We start from the raw sequence: 16460 nt of genomic DNA on the forward strand, positions 1-16460 counted from the left end.
CGCTCGGGGTGACGGGGGCCACCGAGCGGTACCGTAGAGCCCCGGTTGCCCTGTAGGCAACGAAAGTTCACCAGCGCGAAACGAGGACACGTGCGCGTCACACGGCTGGTCGACCTCTCCGTGCCCGTGGACACCGGCACCCAGGTCTACCCGGGTGACCCGGTGTTCAGCTCGCACCCGCACGCCACCGTCGCCGCCGACGGCTTCCACGTGCAGGCCATCAGCATGGGCTCGCAGACCGGCACGCACGTCGACGCGCCGTTCCACTTCGCCGACGACGGCCCGCGCATCGACCAGCTGGACCTGGCCCTGTTCACCGGCCCGGCGGTGCTGCTCGACGTCCGCGGCCGGGCCCCCCGCACCCGGCTGACCTGGGCCGACCTCGGCGAACCCGACCTGGCCCCCGGCACCCTGGTGCTGCTGCACACCGGCTGGTCGGCGCACTACGGCACCCCGGCCTACTTCGACCACCCGTACCTCGACGCCGGGGCCGCCCGCCGGCTGCTGGAGGCCGGGGTGCGCACGATCGGCCTGGACGCGCCCAACCTCGACCTCACCCCGACCGACGACGACCCCGGCGAGGGCTACCCGGTGCACCACCTGCTCGCCGCGGCCGGCGGCGTCATCTGCGAGAACCTGACGAACCTGGCCGCGGTCGACTTCGCCGACCCCTTCGTCTCGCTGCTGCCGCTGCGGCTGACCGGGGCCGACGGCGCCCCCGTCCGCGCGGTGGCGATGGAGCTGGCCCCGTGACCCCGCCGGAGGCCCGGATCGGCGGCCGGCTGCGGGCCGCCCGGCAGGCCCGCGGGCTGACCCTGGAGCAGGTCGCCGCCGCGGCCGAGCTCACCAAGGGGTTCCTGTCCCGGCTGGAGCGCGACGAGGTGTCGCCGTCGGTGGCCTCGCTGGTCGCCGTCGCCGGCGTCCTCGGCATCAGCATGGGCGAGCTGTTCGACCCGCCGACCACCCAGCTGGTGCGGGCCGGCACCGGCCCGCCGATCGCCTTCGGCGGCCAGCGGGTGCACGAGACGCTGCTCACCCCCGGCACCCAGCGCGAGCTGCAGGTCATCCACTCCCGCCTCGACCCCGGCGGTACCGGTGGCGCCGACCTGTACACGCTGCGCTCCACGATGGAGTTCGTCTACGTCGTCGCAGGTCGGCTGGACGTCGTCCTCGCGGACGAGACGGTCTCGTTGGGCCCCGGCGACGCGCTGACCTTCCCCGGGCGCACCCCGCACACCTGGCGCAACGGGTCGACCGACGAGCCCGCCGAGGTGCTCTGGGTGCTCAGCCCGGCCCCCTGACCCACCCCCACCGGGTCGCACCCGCGCCCGGCGCGCGGGCGACGGCGCACCCTGGCTGGTCTACTGATCACCGGCCGCAGGGTGCGGCCGGGACGGGGGTGGACGTGGCGCTGTCGCTGCACGCGTCCGCCCGCTCGCACACCGGGCCGCGGCCGGACAACCAGGACTCCGGGCTGGTCTCCCCGGCCCTGGTCGCGGTCGCCGACGGCGTCGGCGGCAACGTCGGCGGTGCGGCGGCGTCCGGCCTGGTCGTCTCCTGGCTCGCGCCGTTGGGCACGGGGCTGATGGCCGACGAGCCCGACGGCGGCCTGGCCCGGCTGATCGCCGCCGCCAACGAGCGCATCCGCACCGCGGTCACCCACCGGCCCCGGCTGGAGGGCATGGCCACCACGCTGTGCGCCGTCGGGGTGCAGGGCGACACCGCCGTGCTCGCCCACATCGGGGACTCCCGGGCCTACCGCTGGCGCGCGCCCGAGCTGGTGCAGCTCACCCGCGACCACACCCTGGTGCAGGCCCTCATGGACGCCGGCTCGATCACCGCCGAGGAGGCGCTGGTGCACCCGCAGCGCTCGGCGGTCTACGCGGCGCTGCACGGCGGCACCGACGACGTCGAGGGCCTGGAGGTCCTCGCCCTGGACGTCCGCCCCGGCGACCGGCTGCTGGTCTGCTCCGACGGCCTGTCGGGCGCGCTGCCCGCGCAGGTCATCGCCGAGCTGCTGGCGGTGGCCGAGAACGCCGACCAGGCGGCGGCCACCCTGCTCGGCGCCGCGCTCGCCGCCCCCGCCTCGGACAACGTCACCGTCGTGGTCGCCGACGTCCTCGACGACATGGTCGACGGCCGGCCGCCCACCCGGTACCGCACGGTCGGCGCCGCCTCCGCGTCGCGCGACGAGACCGTCGAGGTGCTCGAGGCCCTGTGGCCCGGCCCCGCCACCGGCGCGTTCCGCCCGGTCACCGCCTCCTCCGACTGATCACCCCTGCGGGGGATGCGCCCTGCAGGACCCGCGCGACGGGCCGACATCTCCGGCGTGACCGCTCTTCTCGACGTCGACGCCACCACGCTGCTGCCCGGCCGGGCAGCGCTGCTGGACGTGCTCGCCCTGCGCCGGCCCACCCCGCCGGCGACCCCCACGACCGGCCTGGTGCTGGTCGGCCTGCCGGCCCCGGCCGGCCTGCCGCTGGGCGCCGCCCAGCTGGTCGAGGCCGCCGCCGCGCTGTCGGCCGCGCTGCTGCCCGGCGAGTGGCTGGCCCGGCACGGCGCCGACGCGTTCGCCGTCGTCACCGAGGAACCGATGCCGGCCACCGCCGCGCGGCTGCTGGCGGCGCTGCCGTCGGGGGCGTCGGCCGGGCTGTGCCCGGTGACCGCCGACCGGGCCGCCCCCGACGTCCTCCGCCTGGCCGCGCTCGGCCTGGTGCTGGCCCGCCTCGGCGAGCCCGGCGCGGTGGTCCGCTACCCCACCGCCTGACCCGGGCTCAGTGGCAGTGCGGCTTGCCCGACGCCGACGGGGGCATGGCCAACGTGGGGTTGCGGTCGAAGAACCCGGTGGGCTTGAGCTCGAACCGCACGACGTCCACCGGCATGACCGGCCAGTCCTCCACCCGCGGCACGTGGTGCAGGCCGAACACGTGCCACAGCACCACGTCGGTGGCCTCCACCGAGCGCCCGGCCCTGGTCCACTCCGGCAGGCCGGCGTCCCGGGAGCTCTGGTTGCAGAACTCGCCCGACGGCCAGCGCTCCTCGGGGTCGAACGGGCTGACCCACACCGGGTGGGCCACCACGCCGGCCCGCTGCATGAGCGGTGACTCCGGCCCGGCCAGCGCCGGGATCGCCGCCGTCGGCACCAGCTTGTAGGACGTCGGCGCGCCCCACGCGTTCCGCCGCGACGCCGAGGTGACCGAGAACCCGCGCTGCGAGGCCCAGTCCAGGTCGAACCCGCCCTCGGTGGTGATCGGCTGCTTCCGCGGGGTCAGCGCCATCCCGTAGGGGTTGTCCGGGCCGATCGGCGGCACCTCGGTGTGCGACTGCACCACCGTGTTGTCGGGGGTGTCGACCTCCAAGTCCAGCCGCGCCACGATGAAGTGCTGGTGGGCGGGGGCGTAGGTGTGGTCGTCGACGACGGTGCCGTGCTCGGGCGGGGTGCCCTCGAACGCCGAGGTGACCATGATGCCGGTCGCGCGGACCTCGCACTCGATCTGGCCGTCGGGGTAGAAGCGCCAGTAGGTCAGGTACTCGTAGTTGGCCACGGTCGCGTGGAAGCTGACCACCAGCCGCCGCGAGCGCCGCACCTCGGCGCCGGCGTGCTCGTCGACGTGCTTCCACAGCACGCCGTCGTCCTCCTCGTGGATGCACACGGCGTTGGTGATCGTGTACGGCTCGCCGTGGCTGTCGTGCAGCACGGCGTCGAGGTAGGTGATCTCGCCCAGGCAGTCGCAGCCCAGCTCCAGCGAGGTGGTCATGAAGCCCAGGCCCCACTCGCCGATGTCGAAGGCGGTGCGCCGGTAGTGGTCGGTGCTGGGGTCGCGGTAGGGCACGACCATCTCGGCGAAGCTCATCCGGTGGGCCACCGAGCGGCCGTCGATCGACACCCGGTGCAGCACCAGGCCCTCGCGGTGGTTGAACCCGATGCGCATCGACCAGTCCAGCCAGCGCAGCTCGTTGCCCTCCATCGACAGCGAGACGCCCTCGGGCTGGGTGAGCTCGAAGGGCTTCACGTCGGTGCGCTCGACGAGGCCGGGCACGAGGGAGGGGACGTACTCGCCCATCGCGCCGGTCGGGGCCTCGACGCGGAAGGTGTCCTCGATGTCCAGCAGCTCCATGGTGTTGAGGTCCACCACGTGGTGCAGGCCGTTGACCGGGTGCGCGTAGGGGTTGCCGTTCGGGGTCTCGCGCACCCAGACGTCGGTCCAGCCGACCCGGCGGCCGGCGAACTGCTGCGGGATGAGCGAGTGCCCGTAGGCCCAGGTGTCGATGAGCACCAGCTCGGGGTCGGTGATGCCGCGCCCGGCCAGCGAGGCCAGCACCCGTTCGTCGCGGATGAGGGTCTCGTGCGCCTCGTGCCACTCGTCGACGGTCATGTTCGGCTGCTCGCCCGGGACGGGCGTCCACTCGAGGACGGCGTCGTCGGTGAGCGAGACGACGGCCTTGTAGGCGGAGTTGGACGCCCGGTCGAAGCAGGTCACCCGCGCCTCGCGGGGGACGACGGTGCCCGGCACCCAGCTGCGGACGACGTCCTTGGCGGGCTCGCGCAGCTCGATGCCGGCGAACCGCCAGCCGTCGCCGACCCCCCTGTCGCGGCGGAGCACCGCCGCGGCGGCGCGGAACTCGTCGGCGGACAGCGGGTCGAGCGGGTGTGCGGTCACGGCAGGTTCCGATCTGCGAGCAGGGGGAGCGAGGGGTCGAACGGGGGGAGGGCCGAGCGGCGGCGGGCGATGGCGGACAGCGCCTCGAGCACCACCCGGTTGGCCAGGGCGGCGGTGATGTCGGCGTGGTCGTAGGGCGGGGAGACCTCGACGACGTCGATGCCGACCACCGGCAGCTCCAGGCAGATCCGGCGCACCGAGTCCAGCAGCTCGCGGGCGGTGAGGCCGCCGGGCTCGGGGGTGCCGGTGCCCGGGGCGTGGCCGGGGTCGCAGACGTCGATGTCGACGGAGAGGAAGACGCCGTCGCACTCGTCGGTGGCGATCGAGAACGCCTCGGTCAGGCAGGTCTGCAGGCCGCGGTGGCCGATCTCGGTCATCTCGTAGGAGCGCATCCGCTGGGCTGCCATCCAGTCCAGCGTCTCCGGCGGCGGCCAGTAGCCGCGCAGCCCGATCTGCAGGAACCGGTCGCCGCGCAGCGCGCCGCTCTCGATGAGCCGGCGCATCGGCTGGCCGTGGCCCCACAGCGAGCCGAACTCGATGTCCCCGGTGTCGGCGTGCGCGTCGAAGTGGATCATCGAGACCCGGCCGTGGCCGAGGACGTCGGCCACCCCGCCGGCGTCGGGGAAGGCGATGGAGTGGTCACCGCCCAGCACCACCGGGATCGCCCCGGCCCGGACGACGTCGGCCACCGCGGCGCGCAGCGCGGGCAGGGCGGTCTCGATGTCGCCGGAGTACATCTCGACGTCCCCGGCGTCCAGCACGCGCAGGTCGCGCAGCCCGTCGGTGCGCAGCGCCAGGGAGGGCCGCGAGCCGTCGTGCGGCAGGTAGTCGGTCATCCGGATCGCCTGCGGGCCGAACCGGGTGCCCGGGCGGTGGGAGGTGCCGCCGTCGAACGGGGCGCCGAGGACGACGACGTCGGCGCCGGCCATCGAGGCGGGGTCGGTGTGGTCGCACCGGTCGACGCCGAGGTAGGTGATGTCCGGGCCGAACTGCGGACCGTAGCGCGCCATCTCTCCCCCTAGCTCACGACGGAAACCGTCGATACGGTGTGCTGCAGCGACGCTATCCGTTGCCAGCGGCGGCGTCGAGCCGCGTCGTCCCCCCGATCGGAGCCCACCATGAGCGAGTACGCCGTCGTCGACCCCGCCACCGGCGAGACCGTGGCCAGCTACCCCACCGCCACTGACGAGCAGGTCGAGGCAGCGATCGCCGCGGCCACCGCCGCCCACCGGGGCTGGTCGCGCAGCTCCACCGCCGCCGAGCGCGGCGAGCTGGTGCGCCGGGTCGCGCAGCTGCACCGGGAGCGCAGGGCCGAGCTGGCCGCGCTCATCGTCCGCGAGATGGGCAAGACGATCACCGCCGCCGAGGGCGAGGTCGACTTCGCCGCCGACATCTACGAGTACTACGCCGACGTCGCCGAGCGGATCACCGCCGACCAGCCCATCGACCTGGCCGAGGGCTCGCAGGGCACCGCGGTCATCCGGCGGGCCTCGCTCGGCCCGCTGCTGGGCGTCATGCCGTGGAACTTCCCGTACTACCAGGTGGCCCGGTTCGCCGGCCCGAACCTGGTGGTCGGCAACACGATCATCCTCAAGCACGCCCCGCAGTGCCCGGAGTCCGCCGCGGCGATCGAGCAGGTCTTCCTCGACGCCGGGTTCCCCGAGGGTGCCTACGTCAACGTCTACGCCAGCAACGACCAGGCCGCGACGATCATCGGCGACCCCCGGGTGCAGGGCGTCTCGCTCACCGGCTCCGAGCGCGCGGGCACCGCGGTGGCCGAGGTCGCCGGGCGGAACCTGAAGAAAGTGGCACTCGAGCTGGGCGGGTCCGACCCGTTCATCCTGCTGTCCACCGACGACCTGGACGCCGCCGTCGGCTCGGCCGTGGACGCCCGGATGGACAACAGCGGGCAGTCCTGCAACGCGGCCAAGCGGTTCGTGGTGCACGCCGACCTGTACGACGAGTTCTTGGCCAAGCTCACCGAGCGGATGACCGCCATCCGGCCCGGCGACCCGACGCAGCCCGCGACCGAGCTGGGCCCGCTGTCCTCGCTGCGTGCCGCGGAGACCCTGGACCAGCAGGTGCAGCGGGCGGTGGCCGCCGGCGCCACCCTGGTCGCCGGCGGGAAGCGGGAGGGTGCGTTCTTCGAGCCCACCGTGCTCACCGGCGTCGGCCCGGACAACCCGGCCTACGGCGAGGAGTTCTTCGGCCCGGTCGCGGTCGTGCACTCCGTCCCCGACGAGGACGCCGCGGTGGAGCTGGCCAACGACACCGGCTTCGGCCTGGGCTCCTACGTGTTCACCACGGACGCCGATCAGGGCGAGCGGGTGGCGAACCGGATCGAGGCCGGCATGGTCTACGTCAACCTGGTGCTCGCCGACTCCCCGGAGCTGCCCTTCGGCGGGATCAAGCGCAGCGGCACCTCCCGCGAGATGGGCCTGCTGGCCGCCGAGGAGTTCGTGAACAAGAAGCTGGTGCGCATCGGCTGAGCCCGGGCGATGAGTTCTCGGCGGTGGGCCCGTCAGAGGGTGTGACGGGGCCGGGAGGGCCGGCCCGAGCATCCGAGGAGCACCCCGTGCGCATGATCTTCGTGAACCTGCCCGTGTCCGACGTCGACGCGGCCCGGACGTTCTACGCCGGCCTCGGGTGGCAGCTCAACGAGCAGTTCTCCGACGAGACCACGGCGTCCTTCGTCGTCTCCGACACGATCACCGCGATGGTGCTCAGCCGCGAGAAGTTCGCCGGCTTCCTGCCCGAGGGCGTGACGGCGGGCGACCCGGCGCAGCACGTGTCGGTGATGAACGCGCTGTCGGCCGACAGCAGCGAGGAGTGCGACGACCTGCTCGCGAAGGCGGTGGCCCACGGCGGCCGGCAGTTCAACCAGCCGCAGGACCACGGCTTCATGTACGGCACCAGCTTCGCCGACCCCAGCGGCAACGTCTGGGAGGCGGTCTGGATGGACCCGTCGGCCCTGCAGGGCTGACGGCGGAAGGGCCCCCTCGCCCCCGACCCGAGCACGCTCGCGGCGGGGCCCTGCGAGGGGGCCGTCCCCTCAGCTCAGCGGCGGGCCAGCTGGCGCTCGCCGTTGGGGCCGGTGGCGTAGGGCAGCTGGTAGTGCGCGAAGACGTTCGGCTCGTCGGCGGCGGTGAGCTCGCCGTCGGTGTCGATGCTCGGCGCGGCCTTGGCCAGGTCGCGGGAGTAGGCCACCCGGACCTCGCGCGGGCCGACGGTGGAGTCCTTGAGCGGGATGAACACCAGCGACTTCCCGCCGATCAACCCGCCGACCTCGACCCCGATGAACGAGGGCTCGTCGCTGACGACGTCGACGTAGATCGACTCGAGCGTGCCGATCTTGTGGCCCTCGGGGTCGACGACGTTCTCGCCGCGCCAGTCGCGGATGTTGCCAGCGGGGATCATGGACGGGGCCTCCGTGTTCGCGGGCCCCTGGTCCGGGGCCGGTCCCCGCGCCCATGCCCCGGATGGGTCGCGCGCAATCGTCCGCGGCGAGGTGACTTACGTCGTCAGCAGGCCCTCGATCGCGGCGCGGACCTCGGGTGCGGTGGGCTCGGTGCGCGGCCGGAACCGGGCGACGACCTCGCCGTCCGCGCTCACCAACCACTTCTCGAAGTTCCACTGCACGTCCCCGGCCTCGCCGGCGGCGTCCGGGGCGGCAGTCAGCGACCGGAACAGCGGGTCGGCGTCCGGGCCGTTGACCTCGACCTTCGCCGTCATCGGGAAGGTGACCCCGTAGGTGGCCGAGCAGAACTCCTCGATCTCCTCGGCCGTGCCCGGCTCCTGGCCGGCGAACTGGTTGCACGGGACGCCGATGACGGTGAACCCGCGGTCGCCGTACTCCTGCTGCAGCTGCTCGAGCTGGGTGTACTGCGGGGTCAGCCCGCACCGGCTGGCCACGTTCACCACCAGCGCCGGACGGCGGCCGGTCAGCTCGCCGAGGGTGGTCGGCTCGCCCTGCAGGGTGGTGACGGGTGCGGCGTTCAGGTCGGTCATGGTCAGGGCGAACCCGCGGGGGGCGGCGGCGATTCCAGCCCGGACAGGTCGTCGGGGACGTCGACCGCCTGCGCCCGCAGCATCTCCAGCGGCACGACCTCCAGCGCGGCGATGTTGGTCGCGGCCAGCACCACCCCGGCCGGGACGCCGGCCTCGTAGGCCTGCCGCCACCGGACGGCGACCACGCACCACCGGTCCCCGGGCTCGAGCCCCGGGAAGCCGAACTCCGGCCGCGGCGTGGTCAGGTCGTTGCCGAGGCCGGCCTGGAGCGCGAGGAACTCCGCGGACACCACCGCGCACACGGTGTGGCTGCCGATGTCCTCGGTGCCGGTGCAGCACCAGCCGTCGCGGTAGAAGCCGGTCACCGGGTCGGTGCCGCACTGCTCCAGCGGCCCGCCCAGCACGTTGAGCTGACCGGGCACGAACGGGCCGCTCACGCCGGGCCGTCCGAGCCGGCCGGGTAGTCGACCATCGGCACGCGGTCGGCGGCCCAGGCGTCGAGCACCGGCTGCACGATCCGCCAGCCCTGCTCGGCCTCCACGTCGGAGATGGACAGCGTCGGGTCACCGGCCAGCATCTCGCGCAGCAGCAGGCCGTAGGCGGGCAGGTCCTGCTCCGGCGAGGCCGCCCGCAGCACCTCCCGCTCCAGGTCGAACGGGTCGCCGGCGCCGTTGAGGTTGATCTCCAGCGCGATGCCGTCGGGGGACAGCTGCAGGCGCAGCACGTCGGGCTGGGGCTGCTCGTCGGTGAAGGCGAGGTGCGGGACCGGCTTGAAGCGGACCACGATCTCCTTGCGCTTGGTCCCGAGCGCCTTGCCGGTGCGCAACCGGAACGGGACCCCGCTCCACCGCCAGTTCTCCACGGTGACGGTGAACTCGGCGAAGGTCTCGGTCATCCGCGCCGGGTCCACGCCGTCCTCGTCCACGTAGGCGGGCAGCTCCCGGTCCCCGATCCGGCCGGCGGTGTACCGGCCGCGCACGCTGTGCGCCGGGTCGGCCCGCACCGCGCGCAGCACGTCGGCCTTGCGGGCCTGCAGGGTGGCGGCGTCCAGGGCCTGCGGCGGCTCCATGGCGACGACGGCGAGCAGCTGCAGCAGGTGGTTCTGCAGCATGTCCCGCAGCGCACCGGCCTTGTCGTAGTAGCCGGCGCGGCCCTCCAGCCCCAGGTCCTCGTCGAACACGACGTCCACCGACTCGACGTGCTGGGCGTTCCACACCGGTTCGAAGATCCGGTTGGCGAACCGCAGGCCCAGCACGTTGAGCACGGTCTGCTTGGCCAGGAAGTGGTCGATCCGGAAGACCGCCTCCTCGGGCACCAGGCCGTGCAGCACCTCGTTGAGCTCGTGGGCGTCCTCGATGCCGGTGCCGAAGGGCTTCTCCACGACCACCCGCGCGCCCTCGGGCAGCCCCACCTCCCGCAGCGCGGTCAGGGTGGGCAGGAAGACGGTGTTGGGCAGCGCCAGGTACACCACGGGGACGCCGTCCACCCGGGCCAGCGCCGTCCGCAGGTCGTCGGGGGAGGTGACGTCGCCGGGCTGGTGGCCGAGCTGGGCGACCACCCGTTCCCGGGCGTCCTCGGCGAGGTCGGCGGCGTGCGCGGTGAGCCGCTCCCGCGCCCACTCCCGGTACCGCTCGTCGTCCCACTCCTGCTGGCTGACCGCGAGGACCTCGACGTCGCCGTCGAGCACGCCGAGCTCGTACAGCTCGGCCAGGCTGGGCAGCAGCAACCGCCCGGTCAGGTCTCCGGAACCACCGAGCACGACGAAGGAGCGCTTCACGGCCAGCCCCTGCCCGGGTGAGGGCCTCCCGAACCGCCGCGGTTCTGGCAGGGTGCCCGGGGTGACGCTGTGGTCCCCGACACCCGAGTCCGCCGCCGCCTCCCAGCTGGGCCGTTTCGCCGCCTGGGTCGACCGGCGCCGCGGGCTCTCGCTCGGCACCGACTACGACGCGGTCTGGGCATGGTCGACGCAGCACCTCGACCAGTTCTGGGCCGACGTCGCCACCTGGTTCGAGGTCTTCGACACCCCGGTGGACGACGACGAGGTGCTCGGGTCCCGGGCCATGCCCGGGGCCGAGTGGTTCCCCGGCCGGACGACGAACCTGGCCCGGCTCGCGCTGCGGCACGGGGTGGCCGACCGGCCGGCGATCGTGTCGGTGCGGGAGACCGCCGACGGCCTGTCCGCCCCCGAGGAGCTGTCCTGGGCGGACCTGCGCGGCCAGGTCGGCGCGTTCGCCGCGACCCTGCGCCGGCTCGGCGTGCAGCGCGGGGACCGGGTGGCCGGTTACCTGCCCAACGTGCCCGAGGCCGTCGTCGCGTTCCTCGGCTGCGCCTCCGTCGGCGCGGTCTGGTCGGCCTGCGCGCCCGACTTCGGCCCCCGCGCCGTCCTCGACCGGTTCGCCCAGATCGAGCCGGTGGTGCTGGTCGCCGTCGACGGCTACCGGTTCGGCGGCCGCGAGCACGACCGGCGCGACGTCGTCGAGCAGCTGCGCAGCTCGCTGTCCACGGTGCGGACGACGATCGCGCTGCCCCGCCTGCGCGACGAACTCCCGGACGGCGCGCTGGCCTGGTCCGAGGCGGTGGCCGACGTCCAGGAGCCGGTGTTCGAGGAGCTGCCCTTCGACCACCCGCTGTGGATCGTCTACTCCTCGGGCACCACCGGGCTGCCCAAGGGCATCGTGCACGGGCACGGCGGGGTGGCCCTCGAGCAGCTCAAGCAGGGTGGCCTGCACCTGGACGTCGGGGCCGGCGACCGGTTCTCCTGGTACGCCTCCACCGCCTGGATCATGTGGAACATCGCCTCCTGCTCGCTGCTGACCGGCGCGACGCTGGTGGTGCACGACGGCGCCCCCGGGTTCCCGACGCTGGACGCGCAGTTCGCCGTCGCGGCGGCCTGCCGGACCACCTACCTGGGCACCAGCGCGGGCTACCTGACCGCGTGCGAGAAGGCCGGCCTGCGCCCCGGCGACGACCACGACCTGTCGGCGCTGCGGGGCATCGGGTCGACCGGGTCACCGCTGCCGGCCTCGACCTTCGAGTGGGTGTACGCCGCGGTCGAGCCCGACGTGTTCCTGGGGTCGCTGTCCGGCGGCACCGACGTCGCCACCGGGTTCATCGGCTCGTCGGTGCTCCTGCCGGTGGTGGCCGGGGAGCTGCAGCGGCCGATGCTCGGGGTGGCCGCGGCGTCCTGGGACGAGGACGGGCACCCGGTGGTGGGCGAGCTCGGCGAGCTGGTGGTCACCGAGCCGATGCCGACCATGCCGCTGCGGTTCTGGGGCGACGAGGACGGCTCGCGCTACCGGGAGGCCTACTTCGAGCCCTGGCCCGGGGTGTGGCGGCACGGCGACTGGCTGGAGATCACCCCCACCGGCAGCTGCATCATCACCGGCCGCTCGGACTCCACCCTCAACCGCGGCGGCGTCCGGATGGGGACGGCGGACCTCTACGCCGCGGTGGAGAGCATCCCGGCGATCGCCGACTGCGTCGTCCTCGGCGTGGAGCAGCGCGACGGCGGCTACTGGATGCCGCTGTTCGTCCAGCTCGCGCCGGGGTTCGAGCTCACCGAGGCGCTGGTCGCCGAGATCCGCGGGGCGGTGAAGCGGGAGGCCAGCCCCCGGCACGTGCCCGACGAGGTGGTCGTCGTCCCCGGCGTGCCGCACACCCGCACCGGCAAGCGGCTGGAGGTCCCGCTCAAGCGGCTGTTCCAGGGCGTCCCGCCGGAGAAGGCGCTCAACCTCGGCGCCGTTGACGACGCCGACGTGGTCCAGCACTACGTGCAGCTCGCCCGGGAGCGCGGCGCCCGCTGACCGGTGTGATCCTCGCCGGAGCGGGTGCCCGGACGGTTACCCGCCGGTAACTTGGCACCGACCCCGCCCGACGACGTGCAGGAGACCGCTGTGACGACCGACGAGACCACCACCGGCACCGTCGAGATGGAGCCGCGCCGGCCCGACCTGCTGCCGCCGTGGCACACCCCCGAGCGCGAGGCGCTGCAGTTGCAGGCCCGGGCGTTCGCGATGGACGAGGTGCTCCCGGTCGCCGACGAGCTCGACCCGCAGAAGGGCGAGATCCCGCAGCACCTGCTGGAGCGCCTCGGCGAGCTGGGCTACTTCGGCATCACGATCGACCGCGAGCACGGCGGGATGGGCCTCGGCGTCTTCGAGTACTGCATGGTCAGCGAGGAGCTGGCCCGCGCCTGGATGAGCGTGGCCTCGATCCTGGCCCGCTCGCAGGGCATGGGGACGTCGGTCGCCGACCCCACCCGGCGCGCGGAGCTGCTGGCGAAGTCGGCCGCGGGCTCCTGGATCGGGGCCGTGGCGCTGAGCGAGCCCGACGCCGGCTCGGACCTGGCCAACGTGCAGACCCGCGCCGTCCGCGACGGCGACGAGTGGGTGATCACCGGGCACAAGCGCTGGTGCGGCAACGCCAAGGCCGCCGACTTCATCCAGGTGCTGGTGCGGGTGGCCGACCCGCAGCCGGGGGAGTCCCGTTCCCGCGGGCTGCGCAACGTGCTGCTGGCCAAGGAGCGCGGCTCCTTCCCGGAGGGCCTGTCCGGCTACCCGATCGACAAGGTCGGCTACCACGGCTTCCTGACCTGGGACCTGCGGTTCGACGGCGTCCGCATCCCCGCCGACGACCTGATCGTGGGCCCCGGGGACGGCGACGGCGACGGCGGGTCCAGGGCCGGGTTCGCCGAGGCGCAGGCCTTCCTCAACACCGCCCGGGTGCACACCGCCGCCCGCGCGGTGGGCCTGGCTCGCGCGGCGGTCGAGGACTCCACGACCTACCTGCAGGAGCGCGAGCAGTTCGGCCACCCGATCGGCGACTTCCAGGCGCTGCGCTTCGCCCTGGCCGAGATGGCCGCCCAGGTGGAGGAGTCACGGGCGTTCTACCGGCAGGTGGCGCACCTGCTCGACGTCGGCGTCCCGTGCGAGCGCGAGGCCGCGATGGTGAAGCTGCAGGCCACCGAGATGGCGGTGCGGGTGACCAACCAGGCCATGCAGCTGCACGGCGGCAACGGCTACACCACCGAGCGGCAGGTGGAGCGGCACTGGCGCGACGCCCGGCTGACCACGATCTTCGAGGGCACCAGCGAGATCCAGAAGCGGATCATCAGCGACCGGATGCTCCCGCGCTCCCCCCTCACCTGACGCCCCGCCCTCCTGCTCCCTGGCCAGCGTTGATCAGGGAGGTTGATCCAACTCCGTCCTGGTCCACCAGATCTCGTGCACCAGGACGGACGTCGATCAATTCCCCTGATCAACGCTGGGCCGGCGGACCGTTCAGGTGAGCTGGGCGCGCAGCTGGCGGCAGCGGTGCGCGGTCTCCGCGGCGGCCTCGGCCTGCAACCGGCAGGTGCGCCACTCCAGGTTCTGCGCGCCCAGGTGCGCGGCGCGGTCCAGCGCGTGCACGGTCGTGCCCAGCACCGAGCGCCACACCGCGCTGGCGGCCGGGGTGTTGCGGGCCAGCACCCGGCGGCACACCGCGGCCAGGTCGGCGGCGTCCTGGGTGGCGGCGACGCAGGTGCGCAGCTCGGCCACCCTCGGGTCGCCCATCAGCGTGGCGACGCTGGTCAGCGCCACCTGCTCGTAGCCGGCCAGCGCGTCCAGGGTGGCGGCGAGCTGGTCGGGGGCGGTGCCCAGCGGGACGACGCGGGCCTCTTCGCGCAGCATCGTGGTGGTCGACTGCATGACGTCCTCCCTCGGATCGGTGGTACGGGTCAACCTGACGCCCCGGACCCGGGAACGGGCTGTGAACCTGCTCCGAGCTCGCTGCCGGGCCGGTGCAGGACGCCTGTGCGCGCACACGATGGGGACCGTGGAACGCACACGGCTGCACGGGGTGGACGTCGCCCGCGGCCTCGCCGTCGTCGGCATGCTGTTCGTCGACAACCGCGGCAACGCGCAGATCGGCGAGCAGCTGGTGCACGCGCCGTGGCACGGGCTGCACCTGGCCGACGTGGTGTTCCCGGTGTTCCTGCTGGTCGTCGGGGTGTCGATGCCGTTCTCCCGGCGCGGCGACCGGTCCCGCGCCGTCCTGGTCCGGGTGCTCAAGCTCGGCCTGCTCGGCTGGGGGGTGGTCACCGCCAAGTACGGGTTCGGGGCCGTCGGCGCCGGCGTGCTCGGGCACGTCGCCGGGGCCTACCTGCTGTGCTGGCTGCTGCTGCGGCTGCCCCGGCGGGCGCAGGTGCCCGCGGCCGCGGCGGTGCTCGCCGTCCTCACCGCGGTCGCGGTGTGGGTGCCGGTCCCCGGCAGCGGCCGGACGGCGGTCGACCCCGACCTGTCGTGGGCGCACTGGTTCGACCAGACCCTCGGGTTGGACTTCTCCGCCGAGGCCCCGCACTCCTACCTGCCCAGCGCGGTGACCGTGTTCATCGGCGTGCTGGCCGGCCGGGTGCTGCTCGAGCGCGGGGTGCGGGCCACGCTCCCGCGGATGCTGGCCGGCGCCGCCGTCCTGCTGGTGCTCGGCCTGGCGCTGGCCCCCCTGCTGCCGGTGAACAAGCGGCTCTGGACGCCGTCGTTCGTGCTGGTCACCGGCGGGATCGGGCTGGTGGTGCTGGCCGCGGCGCTCTGGCTGGTCGACGTCCGCGGGGTGCGCCGGCCCGTCCGTCCCGCCGAGGTGCTGGGCCTGAACGCGATCGTGGCGTTCGTGACCTCGGAGCTGCTGTTCCGTGCGGTGCTCCGGCACGACGTGCAGCCCGCCGTCGACCGGTGGCTGACCGACCTGGCCGGCGCGACGGCGTCGGCCTACCTGTACGCCGCGTTCTCCGTCGTCGTGGTGTGGGCGGTGTGCCAGGTGCTGGCCCGGCGAGGGGTCGTCGTCCGGGTCTGAGCCGGGCCCGGTCGCCCCCCGGCGATCAGCGAACCGCGTCGCGGTTGCGGGTCAGCGGGAACGCGGCGGCCCGGAACCCCAGGACGGCGGCCGCGGCGCAGCCGAGCAGGGCGAGGGGCAGACCCGGGTGCCCGCCCACGACGTCGTCGTCGACCGCCACACCCAGGACGACCAGCAGCAGCGCCAGCGTGGCGGCGACGCCCAGTCCGGCCAGTGCCCGGCAGCGCCGCCGGCCCGGGTCGTTCGACACCAGGCCGGCGGCCACGGCGGTGGCCAGCACCAGCACGGGCGGCAGCGACGACGCCAGTGCCGCGGCGACCGACCCGTCGGCGTCCCGCGCGCTCGCGGCCGGGCCGTAGCCCAGCCCGAGCACGTCCTGGACGGGCTCGGCCGAGGTGTCGGTCAGCCACGTCGAGAACAGCGAGACCACCAGCAGCAGGCCCAGGACGGCGGCCACGGCCCGGACGGCTGCTCGACGTTCGGCGTTGCGGGCGTGGTCCCAGGTGCTCACCGCGCCATCGTGCCCCGGGCAGGCGTCACCAGGAGGCGGCGACGTCCAGGACCCAGGTCACGCCGAAGCGGTCGGTCACCATGCCGTACAGCGGGGAGAACCCGGCCGGGCCCAGGTCGGCGCGCACGGTGCCGCCCTCGGCCAGGCCGCGGAAGAACCGGGTGATCTCCTCCGGGTCGTCCCCGCGCACGGAGACGTAGACCGCGTCGGTGCCCGGGTCGTACGAGCGGCCGGGCGGCACGTCGAAGGCCATGACGGAGAACCCGTTCGGCGCGGTCACCCCGCCCCAGATGACCTGGTCGTCGACGGCGCCGTCGGCGCGGTCCCGGTCGGTGCCGCCCTGGGCGAACGTGAAGGCCTGCACCTGGCCGCCGAACACGTCGGCGTAGTGCTCCAGGGCCGCCCGGGCCTGGCCGCGGAAGTTGAGGTGGGTGGTCGTCGTGATGCTCATG

The 16460-nt window shown here is 74.1% G+C and carries 18 protein-coding genes; 9 read left to right on the top strand and 9 right to left on the bottom strand.

Features of this window, described 5'->3' with window-relative positions:
• The first annotated feature begins 90 nt into the window (after positions 1-90).
• The 4 genes from BM158_RS02880 (at position 91) to BM158_RS02895 (ending at position 2767) form a co-directional block, all read left to right on the top strand.
• Positions 91-753 carry a cyclase family protein gene (locus BM158_RS02880; RefSeq protein ID WP_091554546.1) on the top strand — a complete coding sequence of 221 codons (663 nt, stop codon included), beginning with the start codon at positions 91-93 and terminating at the stop codon, positions 751-753.
• Complete coding sequence (locus BM158_RS02885; protein ID WP_091554548.1) at positions 750-1301, top strand: helix-turn-helix domain-containing protein; 552 nt, start codon at positions 750-752, stop codon at positions 1299-1301. The genes BM158_RS02880 and BM158_RS02885 overlap by 4 nt, the downstream gene beginning before the upstream one ends.
• Before the next feature lie 98 nt (positions 1302-1399).
• On the top strand, positions 1400-2272 hold the full coding sequence (locus BM158_RS02890) for a PP2C family protein-serine/threonine phosphatase (RefSeq protein WP_165628816.1): 873 nt from the start codon (positions 1400-1402) through the stop codon (positions 2270-2272).
• A gap of 57 nt (positions 2273-2329) precedes the next feature.
• Positions 2330-2767: a hypothetical protein gene (locus BM158_RS02895; protein ID WP_091554552.1), complete on the top strand. Its 438-nt coding sequence runs from the start codon at positions 2330-2332 to the stop codon at positions 2765-2767.
• 7 nt (positions 2768-2774) lie between these two features.
• On the opposite strand, the gene BM158_RS02900 is transcribed toward BM158_RS02895, so the two are convergent.
• Both BM158_RS02900 and speB read right to left on the bottom strand, forming a co-directional pair.
• The gene (locus BM158_RS02900; RefSeq protein WP_091554554.1) at positions 2775-4661 is read right to left on the bottom strand and encodes a primary-amine oxidase; all 1887 of its coding nucleotides are present in this window, start codon (positions 4659-4661) and stop codon (positions 2775-2777) included.
• Positions 4658-5671 (bottom strand): agmatinase, encoded by a 1014-nt coding sequence (speB, locus tag BM158_RS02905; RefSeq protein ID WP_091554556.1) that lies wholly within the window; start codon positions 5669-5671, stop codon positions 4658-4660. The genes BM158_RS02900 and speB overlap by 4 nt, the downstream gene beginning before the upstream one ends.
• Positions 5672-5779: 108 nt before the next feature.
• On the opposite strand from speB, the gene BM158_RS02910 reads away from it, so the two are divergent.
• Positions 5780-7150, top strand: a complete 1371-nt coding sequence (locus tag BM158_RS02910) for an NAD-dependent succinate-semialdehyde dehydrogenase (RefSeq protein WP_091554558.1) — start codon at positions 5780-5782, stop codon at positions 7148-7150.
• Positions 7151-7242: 92 nt separating this feature from the next.
• Positions 7243-7644: a VOC family protein gene (locus BM158_RS02915; RefSeq protein WP_091556215.1), complete on the top strand. Its 402-nt coding sequence runs from the start codon at positions 7243-7245 to the stop codon at positions 7642-7644.
• A gap of 74 nt (positions 7645-7718) precedes the next feature.
• On the opposite strand, the gene BM158_RS02920 is transcribed toward BM158_RS02915, so the two are convergent.
• From BM158_RS02920 to BM158_RS02935, 4 genes are all read right to left on the bottom strand, one after another.
• Positions 7719-8078 (bottom strand): PRC-barrel domain-containing protein, encoded by a 360-nt coding sequence (locus BM158_RS02920; RefSeq protein ID WP_091554559.1) that lies wholly within the window; start codon positions 8076-8078, stop codon positions 7719-7721.
• Positions 8079-8174: 96 nt separating this feature from the next.
• Positions 8175-8669, bottom strand: coding sequence for a glutathione peroxidase (locus BM158_RS02925; protein WP_091554561.1), 495 nt, complete (start codon positions 8667-8669; stop codon positions 8175-8177).
• A gap of 2 nt (positions 8670-8671) precedes the next feature.
• Complete coding sequence (locus tag BM158_RS02930) at positions 8672-9106, bottom strand: DUF2237 family protein (RefSeq protein ID WP_229827492.1); 435 nt, start codon at positions 9104-9106, stop codon at positions 8672-8674.
• A complete protein-coding gene (locus tag BM158_RS02935; protein WP_091554563.1) occupies positions 9103-10446 on the bottom strand; it encodes a glucose-6-phosphate dehydrogenase in 1344 nt (447 codons plus the stop codon). Before BM158_RS02935 ends, BM158_RS02930 begins: the two co-directional genes overlap by 4 nt.
• 61 nt (positions 10447-10507) lie before the next feature.
• Here BM158_RS02935 and BM158_RS02940 point away from each other — a divergent pair, with 61 nt between their 5' ends.
• Together BM158_RS02940 and BM158_RS02945 are read left to right on the top strand one after the other, a co-directional pair.
• Entirely contained in the window at positions 10508-12472 is a 1965-nt protein-coding gene (locus BM158_RS02940; RefSeq protein ID WP_229827491.1) for an acetoacetate--CoA ligase, read from the top strand.
• Positions 12473-12562: 90 nt separating this feature from the next.
• A complete protein-coding gene (locus tag BM158_RS02945; RefSeq protein WP_229827490.1) occupies positions 12563-13816 on the top strand; it encodes an acyl-CoA dehydrogenase family protein in 1254 nt (417 codons plus the stop codon).
• Positions 13817-13948: 132 nt separating this feature from the next.
• On the opposite strand, the gene BM158_RS02950 is transcribed toward BM158_RS02945, so the two are convergent.
• Positions 13949-14356 (bottom strand): four-helix bundle copper-binding protein, encoded by a 408-nt coding sequence (locus BM158_RS02950; protein WP_091554567.1) that lies wholly within the window; start codon positions 14354-14356, stop codon positions 13949-13951.
• Between the two features lie 127 nt (positions 14357-14483).
• Here BM158_RS02950 and BM158_RS02955 point away from each other — a divergent pair, with 127 nt between their 5' ends.
• Complete coding sequence (locus BM158_RS02955) at positions 14484-15497, top strand: heparan-alpha-glucosaminide N-acetyltransferase domain-containing protein (RefSeq protein ID WP_165628817.1); 1014 nt, start codon at positions 14484-14486, stop codon at positions 15495-15497.
• Between the two features lie 25 nt (positions 15498-15522).
• On the opposite strand, the gene BM158_RS02960 is transcribed toward BM158_RS02955, so the two are convergent.
• Both BM158_RS02960 and BM158_RS02965 read right to left on the bottom strand, forming a co-directional pair.
• Complete coding sequence (locus tag BM158_RS02960) at positions 15523-16008, bottom strand: hypothetical protein (protein ID WP_091554571.1); 486 nt, start codon at positions 16006-16008, stop codon at positions 15523-15525.
• Positions 16009-16033: 25 nt separating this feature from the next.
• On the bottom strand, positions 16034-16459 hold the full coding sequence (locus tag BM158_RS02965) for a VOC family protein (protein ID WP_091554573.1): 426 nt from the start codon (positions 16457-16459) through the stop codon (positions 16034-16036).
• Position 16460: the final 1 nt, after the last annotated feature.

This window comes from Klenkia taihuensis, from assembly GCF_900112525.1.
In the GTDB taxonomy this organism is placed as follows: Bacteria; Actinomycetota; Actinomycetes; order Mycobacteriales; family Geodermatophilaceae; genus Klenkia; species Klenkia taihuensis.